Raw genomic sequence first — 11,088 nt, forward strand, 5'->3', positions numbered from 1 at the left:
CTGCTCGAAAAACGAGCACGCCGCGCTCGGCCATCATCTCCTCGATATGACGAAAGCTCAAAGAGTAGGCCGCATACCACCGCACGCAGATCAGCATCACCTCAAGCGGGCAATGCATCCGCTTGATCACCTTTCGCAGCGCTTCAATCACCTTTTTTTGTCCCGTCATCATCTAACCCCCCAGCGTACCAGCACCGGTTCATTGCTATTGCGACAGGACCCTGCCAGATCCTGTCGGGTTCGGCATTTCGTATCGGTGTCCTGGCGTCCATCGAAGAGTTCGCCGTACATGGCAAGACCAAGAGCTATGTCAAGGTCGCTCAAAGCGGCAATCGCCGCGCTCAGGTGTTCTGCCCCGGAGTGCGGCACGCCCGTCTACGCCACGGCCCTGGAAAGCCCCACCTCTGTCAACATCCGCCTGGGCTGCGTGCAGCAACGGGCTCAGCTGAGACCGTTCGCACAAGATCTGGCAGCACTCCGCGCTGCCATGGATTCACGAACTGGCCACTGTGACTGGATCGCCCGAGCAGCAGGCCTCGCTGCCTGCGCCTCCCCGGTGACTCGTCTCTGCCGCGCGCTTTGACTCCAGCGGTAGTCGACGAACCCTGTGACTGRATGACCTGAATGCCGATCGGGTCAGCGCCCGATCACGATCGGCGCGCCCAGACGACAGCGATCGATCACCGCCAGGTCCGGCTCGATTCCGAGCCCCGGTTCCGTTGGCACGGCCAGCCGGCCGATGCGAGCCCGCACCGCGTCGTGGTAGGGGCTGGCCTGCAGGTCGCCGAAGAAGAGTTCAAACGGCACCTCCGGTGCGTACGCTGCAGCCAAGTGCAGCGATGCCAGAAAGCCGGGGCCGAAATAGAAGCAGTGCGGTACGTAGTCGACGCCGTGCGCGCGTGCCAGGGTCACGGCCTGAGCCACCGCTTCGATGCCGCCGAACTTGATGACGCTCGGCTGGCAGATATCGACCGCGCCCGCGCGCAGCATGGACTCCATCTCGTGGATGCCGGCGACGTTTTCGCCCGCGGCGATCGGCGTGGAGGCCGCTGCGCGCACGCGAGCCAAACCATGGAAGTCCTCCGGCGGCCACACCGGCTCTTCCAGCCAAGCCAGCCGCGAGGCTTCAAGTGCTCGTGCGTTGTCGATCGACTGCGATACGCTCCAAGGGCAGTTGGTGTCCAGGGCCATCCACACGGACTCGCCGCAGGCGGCACGCGCAGCGCGTACGGTCTCCAGCCGGACTTCGTGCAGCTTGTTGCCGGCGATGTCCCACAACGCGATCTCGATGGCCGACAGCGCATAGACGACCGGGCCGCTGCGTCCATGAATGTGAAAGCGGTGCGCCATCTCGGCCATCAACTCGGACCGGTCGGAAACCTCGCTTCCGATGAACGCGGGTCCGACCAGGCTCAGCCAGCGCTGAACCCGTGGTCGGACAGGCGACGTGCCCCCAACCTTCGCCCCAGCCCTCGACGCCGGCATCGGTGCACACGCGCACAAACAGCGAGTCCACGGACGTCCAGTTCATGCCGGCAAAGGCCTTTGGCGCCGCACCCATGTCGAAGGGCACGCGGATGAGGTGGATCTCAATGCGCTCGATCTTCATGGCTTTCCCTCTGCACCGATCGTGTGCCGTCAATGATGACGGATTCCGGGATGCTGATCAATTCGCTCGTCGCCCTACCCGAGAGCCGCTAGTCGCGACTGGCGGCTCCTGGCCGACTGCTGGCGCCACTGAGCGGCAGCTTTTGCGGTAGCCTGCTCTGGGGTGCCGGCTGATAGGTAGGGCAACAACTCTGGCGGCCGTAGGCTGGTCGCATCAACTTTGCAAGGGGTGGCTTTCCTGTGGCGGTCGCGGCGCCTAGGAAGACTCGTCCAGCCCCTCTTGGTTCACCAGCGCGCTCCTGCGTAACCGATTGCCGCCGCACCGCGATCGCGCTATACCGGTTGGCAAAGGAGCGCGGCGATGGAAAAGGTGTACACCGCAATCATCGGGGGCGGGCAGGCCGGCTTAGCGATGAGCCGTCACCTGAGCTGCCTCGGCCGCGAGCACGTCGTGTTCGAGCGAGGGCGTATCGCCGAACGCTGGCGTTCCCAACGCTGGGATTCTTTGATGTTCCAGTTCCCAAACTGGACGATTGCGCTGCCCGGCCTGACGTACGCGACGGACCTACCCGAGGGCTTCGCGCACAAGGACGAGGTAGTGCGATTCATCGAGTCGTATTGCTCTTTCGTTGCCGCGCCCGTCCGGCTGGGCGTTGAGGTCTCCGCGTTGCGGGCGCATTCCTCAGGCTTCGAACTGGACACGTCGGAGGGGCCGCTCCTGGCGACCAACGTCGTCGTGGCCACCGGACCGTACCAGCTCTCGCGGCTGCCTCATATCCATCGCGACTTGCCGGCGCGCTTGCTGCAACTGCATGCATCCGAGTACCGCAACCCCACCGCCTTGCCCGAAGGCGCCGTGTTGGTCGTCGGTTCCGGGGCATCGGGCTGCCAGATCGCCGACGAGCTGATGGAAAGCGGGCGGCGGGTCTTCCTGTCGGTCGGACATCATCGGCGTGTCCCGCGCCGCTATCGCGGCCGCGACGTGTTTTGGTGGCGACGCGAGCTCGGTGAATGGGACCAGACGGTCGACACGACGCCRCCTGAACGCCGCCGCACCACCCCGCTCATGACGGGCGTGCGCGGCGGCTACGACGTCGACCTGCGACAGTCCGCAGCACGAGGCGTGTGCCTGCTCGGCCGGATCGCGGGAGTTGCGGGCGGCCGGATCGCCTTCGCGCCTGACCTCGAATGCCGCCTCCAGGAAGCGGACGCAGCCTACTTGGAATTCATCGCCGCGTGCGACGCGCTGGCCCGCGAGCGCGACGGGCTGGCGCCACGCGAGCCCGCGGTCGAGCGTGCGGTGCGCGCGCTGACGGGTCGCGAGGACTTGGACATCGAGGCGGACGGGATCGCCGCGGTGATCTGGGCCACGGGCTACGAACTCGATTTCGGCTGGATCGAGTTCCCCATCTTCGACGCCGGTGGCCGGCCGCTGCAGTATCGCGGGGCCACCTCCGTGCCGGGCTTGTACTTCGTGGGCCTGCACTTCATGCACAAGCTCAAGTCATCGCTGGTATCCGGTGTCGGGGAGGACGCCGCGCACATCGCTGGCCTGATCGCCGGCAGGGCGCTTTTCGCATAGTGGGCCGGCTTTCGCCGCCGGTCCGATCGCGTCCGCTTCGAACGCGTCGTGGCCGCCGCAATTGCTATGCGAACGCATCGCGCGACCAGCGGATGTTCTTCTTCGTTCGATCAAAGAAGGGAGCGAAAACCGACAGAAGTGCAACACGTCCATTGTCGACAACGGGGCCATGCACCGTATCGCGAGGGATGAACATGAGGTCCCCGGCCGTGACTCTTCTGATCTCGTCGCCTACCCGGAACGCGCACTCGCCTTCCAGGACAAGCACGAGCTCGTCGTGGTCCGGCTGGATATGGATGACGTCCTTGCTTTCTTCGAGAACGTTGACGTTGCATGAGAGATGCTCACCATCACACAAGAACGTTCGCTTGATGGGATCGGCAGCGGTTGCCGGGTCCGTCGCGATACCACGTATGGCATCCCCAAGTCGAAAGAAGTACGGCGAGTCCATGGGTTCCTCCGTTGGCCGTTGTTTCCGAGCCGGACTCAGCGTACACCTGTGGCGGCGCCGATGAAACCCGATCCCCATTTTCACTGTGACGTGCGAGCGGGCGTCTCCGAAGCGGACCCTGTTCAACAACCGCTCCTGGCCGGGATGGTGAGCTTGACTGCTCGCGGAAGGGTCTTAGGCAGGTGCCCCTACCCTGTGCCACCTTCCCCAAAGCCGCCGTGCCCGGCCATCTTCGCATCTGCCTCGGCAAATGCCATGAGCTCGTCCGATAGCGTCGCCCCCGGCGCGAGCACGCCGGTGCGCTCGGCCAGAACTTGACAGGCCGCACGCGAAAGAACTACGACGACCGGGGAGTCGGGAGCGCTTACCTCTTCAGGTATCGCTAGCAGCTCCTTTGTGTCACGTTTTCTTTGCCTCATGGAAGGAACTGGGCCGCCCTCATCTCGGTTGCCTCGCCGAGGACCGCAGGGAGCTGGTTGCCTTTTTGCTCCGGACCACTCGCGCAAAGTGCTTTCGATGAGCGAGACGGCACTGCAATCTCTGCTCCGCAACCGCAGCCCTCGCGAATAGCAGCAGATCGGCCTCGGCAGGCCCAGGCTCTGTACCCTGGATCTGCTTTCTGAAGTCGAGAACGATTCGGTCCTGTATCGCATTCCTGACCTGGACAGCGGCAAGCCACGCCTTACGCGCATTTTCGGTTTCGATTGGATCTTTGGCGCGGCTAGGCATAGCGTTCACTGCCCCGCGCGCGGCGATAGCGACAGACGCCCATCGCTCCCACGGTGAAAATGGGAAAATTTTGCATGTAATGCTATGGTATTACTTCTGCGCAAGTTGTCCAGCGTTCGATGCCCGTCCTCCCGTCCTCCTACCAAGCAGGATTCAGAGGGAATAGGCGGCATTGCGGCGCAAAACCACGTGTCGGGCGCGCCGTGTTCCTCTGACACTCCCGCGAGGAGTTTCCCTTGCCGCCGAGAGCAAAGCTGTGCGTGTTGGAGGGCGTCGCCACGCGCTGCAGATCACTTCAGCGTGAATCGCACGGTGATGGTCTTCTTGTCTCCGTCCGCAGCGCTGCCACCATCTTGGACCCCTTGCCCAGCTCCACACCCTTGGCCAGGGGGATGCGAACGGCCCGGTCCGCCGATCAGGACGTGCGCTTGCCCTGCGCCCGTTCGCGCTCCGCCTGTCCATTCGTCGCAAGGACTCCGGAATGCGCCTCGCAAGGCGTTGTATCCAGCAGCGACTGCAGCTTGCAGGCCCAGCGGGGATTGGATCGCCACAAGGGCTGCAGGGCGTCCCCGGAGGCCCTGGGCAGCTTCGTCATCTGTTCCATCCATTGGCGCGCCGCATCGGTGCGGCCCAAGGCTGTGCAGCAGCCGGCGGCTGTCTCCATGGCGGAACGCCATGTGGGCCGCACTTTCAGCGAGGCTGTTGCGCGTTGCAGTGCCTCGCCGGCGTCGCCGCTGAAAAGGTAGGCCAGGGCCAGGACGTTGTACCAGATGAAGTTCTGCGGATCGTATCGGTTCAGATGGAGTCCGCACTCCAGCGACTCGACCGCCTTGCCGGCATCTCCTGAAAACAGGCGCGCCATGCCGAGCACCAGGTGGCCGAGCGCGAAGCCCGGGCTGAGCTCGGCCGCCTTCTCGGCGGCCCGGATCGCCAGCGCGAAGGACTCCATGTATACGCTGACGATGGCCAGTGCATAGTGCGCATATGGACTCTTCTCGTCCATCTGCACCGCCTGCAAGGCGGCCTCCAGGCCTTCGGCGAGGTCGGCGGCCGGATCCTCACTCCAGCCATATGCGACCAGCCCGGCATTCACACGGCCGAGCCACATCTTCGCTTCCGGCAATCCGGCATCGAGCTGGCGGGCTTGGCGGAACAACGCGCGCGCCTGCAGGTGCGTCGGCCGCGTCACTTGATGAAAGAACCACGAGCCCCGCGCGACGAGATCCCAGCCTGTGACGCTGCCTGAGCGCTGCCTTTGCGCGGCCAGGCCAGCCTCGCTCTTGAGCAGTTCGGGCTCGATCGAGCCTGCGACCTGCTGCGCGATCGTGTCCTGCACTTCGAACATGTCCAGGAGGGCGAAATCGTGGTGCCCGGCCCAGATGCAACGGCCGTCGCACGCATCGACGAGTTCTGCCGAGATGCGGATCCTGTCGCCAGATCTGCGCATGGCGCCCGCCAGCAGGTAGCRCACGCCCAGTTCGAGCGCGGCTGCCTTCGGCTCGACAGCCCTGGCCTTGTACACGAAGCTGGAGTTGCGGCCGGTGACCGAGAACCATCGGAACCGGGTGAGCGCGGCAATGACCTCCTCGGTGACGCCGTCGGCGAAGTACTCCTGCGTCGCGTCGTCGCTGAGATTCTTGAAAGGCAGGACGGCGATGGACGGTCGCGTGCCGCCATCCGCACCGGCTGCGTCCGTCGGCTCGAGCGCGGTGTCGTCCACAGCAGCCGCTTCCGCGAGGCGATAGCCCACCCGCGGCACGGTGAGGATCCATTGCGCGCCCTCGGAGGTCGTGCCCAACAGCTTGCGAAGCGCCGCGATCTGGACCGAGAGGTTGCTGTCTTCAACTACCAGGCCCGGCCAGGCCGCAGCCATCAGGGTCGACTTGGCCACCACCTCGCCCCGCGCCTCGAGCAGGGTCCGAAGGATCAGCAGGCCGCGCTGGCCGATGGCGAGGACGCGACCGTCACGCGACAGCGTGCCCAGCCTGGCGTCCAGGAGCAGGGGGCCGAAAGCGAATCGCTTTCCCATCGATCGAGGCGTGTGGCCGGTTCGGAATATTTCGCGATTTTTCGGACGGGGTTCAGTGACTGTCAAGGCCATTCGCGGCATGGTGGTGAGGCATCGCAGCAGGCAATCACTGGAGAGCTGACATGAACGGAACGACAGGCACGGCCCCGCCACGCGTCGTCAGTGGCTCGCAGCCCTATACCAGCGCCCAGGGCACGGTCTACGCCCCTGGGGTCTGCGCCGAGACAGTGGGATCCGCGGCGCTCTTCCTCGGACGGGTGACGCTCCCCGCTGGCGAGCGGACGAAGGCGCATGTCCACGCACGGCATGAATCCGCCTTCTACATGCTGAGCGGTGAGGAAGTGGAGCTGTGGACGGGCGAGCGGCTGCAGGAGCGAGCGGTCGCGCGGCCTGGCGACTACCTGTTCATTCCGGCCGGCGTGCCGCATGTGGCGGTCAACCTCGGCGGCTCGCAGCCCGCGGTGTTCATCGGGTCGCGCAACGAGCCGACCGCGCAGGAAAGCGTCGTGATGCGACCTGAGCTCGATGCCCTCGTCCCTTAGCGAAAGGAAGGAGACCATCATGGCAAGAATCGAAGCGCGTCTCGCGCACATGGGTCTGGCGCTGCCGCAGCCCTTGCAGGCGCCGCCGAACGTCCGCCTGCCTTTCGCGTGGGTCCGCGTGCGGGGGCGGCGGGCCTTCATCTCCGGGCACATCCCCCTCGAACTGGACGGCAGCATCGCGAAGCCGCTCGGCAAGGTGGGCGCCGAGGTATCGCCCGAAGAGGGCTATCGAGCGGCCAAACTCGTGGCGCTGGCCCATCTGGCGAGCCTGAAGCGCGAGCTGGGCGACCTCGATCGCGTGACCGCTTGGCTGAGGGTGTTCGCGATGGTCAACGTGGCGCCGGAGTTCAACGAGACGCCGCGCGTGACCAATGGCTACTCGGACCTCATTCTCGAGCTCTACGGCCCAGAAGCCGGCGCGCACGCCCGCTCGTCCATCGGGATGATGATCCCGCTCAATGCGCCGGTGAATTGCGAGGCAGAGGTGGAGATCGACGGGGGATGAAGCCCTATCGACTGAAGCTCATTACCCCTTGGTCATGAGTCCCAACCTAGGCAAGATCGACTTGGCAGCGAGTGAGGTAGCCTGAGTGGGATAGGTCGTAGTGCCTGCCGTCGAGCGGGCCTAAACGGTCGCTGCCCCCAACGAGGCGCCCGCCGGCGCAGTGTCAGATGCCGAAGAGGTCGAGGTGGATTCCGTCGAACGCATGCGTGGATGATCGATGCGGCTCCCCTTCGCTGAACGTCGGTTTCTTGTCCACTTATTGGTGGATGCGCCAACCGAGCGCGCAAGCTAAGGTAGTGAGTACAAGCCTCCTTTGGCGTTCTGAGGAGTTGCCGTGGACAAGAATCCGGGGTCAAGTGGGGGAATTCCAGCCAGCGGGATCTTCGCGGTCGTGATGCTGACCGCCGGCGTCATGTTTATCCGCGACGTGCCGCTCGAAACCACCCGGCTGCCTGCCAGTGAACCCCGCATCCAGCAATACGCCGCGACGCAAGATGTGGATGCGCGGTTGTGGCAAGACCCGTTCGGGGCCGTGGCGCGTGCACGGGAGGATGCTGCCAAGCGCAATTCGAACCTGGCCAAAGCGAAGGACAAAGTCCATACGCACGAATCGATGCTCGCGCAGATCAACAAGAGGGTGCCGGCGCCGGGCTACGTGGAGATCCTCGCCGTCATGCTGCCTGGCGGCCCCTACTCGGACAACATTGAAAGCCGCCGCCGCGCCCGCTATGCCGTGTTGGCCGGCCTGAGGGCGAGCCGGCTTGCGCCGGCAGATGGTGAGCACATCGGCTACTTCTTTCCGAGCAACATTCCGGGCGACGATGAAAAAGCAGATCCCGCGAACCTGCCGGACCAGCAGATGCCGGCGATCGTCCCCTACGAGTGGTTCGATCCGGCACCCGAGGCGGTGCCGCGCGCCGCCGGCGAGTAGCAGGACAGCCAGGGCAAGACGGCGGCGCGCGCCAAACGGCCCAGGACCCTGGTCTTGTGGCTCGACAGCGACGTATACGTCGGTGAACCCTTGAATCGGCTGCGTCGGCTCATGGATCTATTGGAGGACCCCAAGGACCCCAAGGAAATCAGGGCGAGTTGGCGCGTGATCGGTCCCAGCGACTCGGACGGATTGCGTGACATGGTCAGGGAAGTCGAAAAGGCGGCGGCCCACGTGAAGGGTCCTCCCGACGCGCAGCTCAGGGAAGCACCGCTGAAAGCATTGCCGCTCAAGGACGTGGTCTTCAGGGAAGGCTCGCCCACGGAAGGGCCGGCCAAACAGGCAGACACCAAGGGTCCAGCGCCCGACCAGGGTGTTTTCAACAAGGACGAGTTCAAGTTGCTCCCGCTGCGCTTGTATTCCGCTATCGCGACCGCCCCGGACGAGCGTGTGTTGTCGGCGCTCGACAACCCGCCGCAACAGACGACAGTCGCCGACTACCTCGCTCAAAATAACGTCCGCCTAGTGCGCACGATCGGCGACGACAGCGGGATCGCCGATGCGCTCATCTCGGAGCTTGAGCTGCGTGGACTGCGCGCGAGATCGATCGCTGGAGACGGGAGCCGGGTATGTGCCGAGACGCGTACCACGGCCGAGGTGGCACCCAGCCACGTCGCCGTCATCGCCGAATGGGACACCTTCTATGGCCGAACCCTGCGCCGCGAGTTCCGTGCCTCGGACAAGGACACGGGTTTCTGCGCACACTCTTTTACCTACGTCCGCGGCCTCGATGGCCAGCTGGCCAACGTCAGCGCGGAAAGCGCCGTAGCCAAAGCCGCGTCCGGCAAGGCGGGCACCAACGGCAAGGACGAAGACCGCCGCCGCGATGGTACCTTCGTCGAAGTTGCCGAGGGGATGAGCCAGTTCGACTACCTGCGCCGCCTGTCCGTACAGATGAGCGCCCTCGACCAGCGTCTTCGCGAAGGCAGCAGCGACGGCAAGGGCCTGAGCGCGATCGGCGTTCTCGGCTCCGACGTGCACGACAAGCTGCTGGTGCTACAGGCACTGCGGCCGGAGTTCCCGAACGCGATCTTCTTCACCACCGACCTCGACGCGCGCTTCCTGCATCCGCGCGAGCGGGCATGGGCGCGCAACCTCCTCGTCGCCTCCAGCTTCGGCTTGCGCCTGGCAGACGCCATGCAGTTCGGCATGCCGCCATTTCGCGACAGCTACCAGACCTCGTACTTTCTCTCGACACGCTTGGCGATGGACGATGCGCTGCGCCATAGGATGGCCGAAGGCGACGTGCGCGTCGAGTCCTCGGGCGCGCCGACGGCGCAGGAGGAAATTGCGCACTGGTTCCGGCATGCGCGCATCTTCGAGATCGGACGCACCACCGCATTCGACTTCAGTCCCAATCCCGATCCGGCCGCGCAGGCGCCAGCAGCCGCAAGCGGGCGCAAGTTGTGCTCAGGACCCACCTGGGAATACTGCGGCGGCATCCACCCGCCGCCCTCGAATCTCTTCCCGAAGCTCCACGCGTCGACGATCGCTTTCATCGCATTGATCGTCGTCCTCGCACTCTGGATGCCCGTGCTCGCGTCTAGCAAGGGCGCGCGCGATCGCTTCTACGCCAGAGTGGTCGCAAATCCCGATGGAAAGAGCAAAGCGCTGTGGCGCGCTGCGCTGGTGCTGGCGCACATCGCGATTCCGCTCCTCGTGGCCGAGCATTGGTCCGTATTCGCGAACTGGCTGACCTCCAACGGAAAGCCGCTCGTGGCGCTGGAAGGAATCAGCATCTGGCCGACTGAAGGCATTCGCTTCGTCACCTTCGTGCTGTGTCTCTACCTCGTCTTTGCGGGTTGGCTCGCTTTGACCGAAAACCTCGACCGCATCCTTGACAAATTCAAGCTCGGTCTCACGCGAGCAGAACTCGTGAAGGACCAAGTGAAGGCCGAGCAGGGGCTGAAATGGCACGCGAAGTTGACCAACATGTTCTCGCCGCGCTCCGTGCTGCCGCAGGATGTGGGCAACGAAGACAAGTACGGCATGCCGCGCGAGGTGATCGACTTCTGGCGTCGCTACGTCGTCCAGAACCGCGCCACTGCCCGCGCGGTGCGCACGCTGACGTGGGCACTCGTTGCGCTGCTTGTCAGCGCAATCCTTCTGCTTGCCACGCGCGATGGCTGGTATATCCCGCAGCGCGGGCCAGTGTCGGTCATCCTGCACCGCAGCCTGCACTGGCTGACGATCGCGGCAATGTATTTCCTGGTGTTTTTTGTGGTCGACGCCACCGCGCTGTGCGTGACCTTCGTGCGCGGCCTGCGACTGCACGACCAGAACTGGCCTCCATCGACTCTTAAACTCTTCGAGGACGAGCTGCAGGTTCCGCGTGCCTATCTCGACAACTGGATCGACCTGAAGTGCGTCGCGCTGCGCACAAAGAGCGTGACGCGGCTGATCTACTTTCCGTTCATTGTGATCTCGCTCTTCCTGGTGTCGCGCAGCGCGGCCTTTGACAACTGGTACATGCCGGCCTCGGGCATTGCGTTGGCTATTCTCGGCGCGCTCATCGCACTCGGTAACGCCATCGCGCTGCGCCTTGCGGCTGAGGAATCGCGAAAGAAGGCCGTCAAGCTGATGCGCGATGCGATCATGCGCGAGAGCAGCGGCAGTCCGCGCGCAGTGTACTCGGGACAGGGCCTGCAGCC

At 64.7% G+C, this 11,088-nt stretch carries 8 protein-coding genes and 1 pseudogene; 5 read left to right on the forward strand and 4 right to left on the reverse strand.

The genetic code is table 11. The annotated features are described in order from the left end of the window. Together AC1DY5_RS26260 and AC1DY5_RS26265 are read right to left on the reverse strand one after the other, a co-directional pair. Positions 1–172 (reverse strand): annotated as a pseudogene (locus AC1DY5_RS26260) (IS6 family transposase); the annotation flags it as partial. Between the two features lie 464 nt (positions 173–636). Further along, positions 637–1,350, reverse strand: coding sequence for an enolase C-terminal domain-like protein (locus AC1DY5_RS26265; protein WP_478116138.1), 714 nt, complete (start codon positions 1,348–1,350; stop codon positions 637–639). A gap of 619 nt (positions 1,351–1,969) precedes the next feature. Here AC1DY5_RS26265 and AC1DY5_RS26270 point away from each other — a divergent pair. Continuing rightward, positions 1,970–3,190 (forward strand): NAD(P)-binding domain-containing protein, encoded by a 1,221-nt coding sequence (locus AC1DY5_RS26270; RefSeq protein WP_478116140.1) that lies wholly within the window; start codon positions 1,970–1,972, stop codon positions 3,188–3,190. Between the two features lie 64 nt (positions 3,191–3,254). Here AC1DY5_RS26270 and AC1DY5_RS26275 read toward each other — a convergent pair whose 3' ends face one another. Together AC1DY5_RS26275 and AC1DY5_RS26280 are read right to left on the reverse strand one after the other, a co-directional pair. Beyond that, positions 3,255–3,641, reverse strand: coding sequence for a cupin domain-containing protein (locus AC1DY5_RS26275; RefSeq protein WP_478116142.1), 387 nt, complete (start codon positions 3,639–3,641; stop codon positions 3,255–3,257). 1,144 nt (positions 3,642–4,785) lie between these two features. Continuing rightward, positions 4,786–6,399 carry a winged helix-turn-helix domain-containing tetratricopeptide repeat protein gene (locus tag AC1DY5_RS26280; RefSeq protein ID WP_478116143.1) on the reverse strand — a complete coding sequence of 538 codons (1,614 nt, stop codon included), beginning with the start codon at positions 6,397–6,399 and terminating at the stop codon, positions 4,786–4,788. Between the two features lie 122 nt (positions 6,400–6,521). Between AC1DY5_RS26280 and AC1DY5_RS26285 the strand changes: the two genes are divergently transcribed. The 4 genes from AC1DY5_RS26285 to AC1DY5_RS26300 form a co-directional block, all read left to right on the forward strand. Further along, complete coding sequence (locus AC1DY5_RS26285; RefSeq protein WP_478116145.1) at positions 6,522–6,941, forward strand: cupin domain-containing protein; 420 nt, start codon at positions 6,522–6,524, stop codon at positions 6,939–6,941. Positions 6,942–6,960: 19 nt separating this feature from the next. Next, on the forward strand, positions 6,961–7,446 hold the full coding sequence (locus AC1DY5_RS26290; protein ID WP_478116147.1) for a RidA family protein: 486 nt from the start codon (positions 6,961–6,963) through the stop codon (positions 7,444–7,446). A gap of 334 nt (positions 7,447–7,780) precedes the next feature. Continuing rightward, positions 7,781–8,377, forward strand: a complete 597-nt coding sequence (locus AC1DY5_RS26295) for a hypothetical protein (RefSeq protein WP_478116149.1) — start codon at positions 7,781–7,783, stop codon at positions 8,375–8,377. Between the two features lie 111 nt (positions 8,378–8,488). Further along, positions 8,489–11,088, forward strand: a 2,600-nt coding sequence (locus AC1DY5_RS26300) for a hypothetical protein (RefSeq protein ID WP_478116151.1), incomplete at its 3' end; no start/stop codon positions are given.

The organism is Variovorax sp. P4_D9 (genome assembly GCF_056401695.1).

What these genes read in the sequence shown, in the direction of transcription:
- AC1DY5_RS26285 (WP_478116145.1), top strand. Translation starts at nt 6,522, where the DNA reads ATGAACGGAACGACAGGCACGGCCCCGCCACGCGTCGTCAGTGGCTCG.
- AC1DY5_RS26290 (WP_478116147.1), top strand. Translation starts at nt 6,961, where the DNA reads ATGGCAAGAATCGAAGCGCGTCTCGCGCACATGGGTCTGGCGCTGCCG.
- AC1DY5_RS26265 (WP_478116138.1), bottom strand. Translation starts at nt 1,350, where the DNA reads ATGGCGCACCGCTTTCACATTCATGGACGCAGCGGCCCGGTCGTCTAT.
- AC1DY5_RS26275 (WP_478116142.1), bottom strand. Translation starts at nt 3,641, where the DNA reads ATGGACTCGCCGTACTTCTTTCGACTTGGGGATGCCATACGTGGTATC.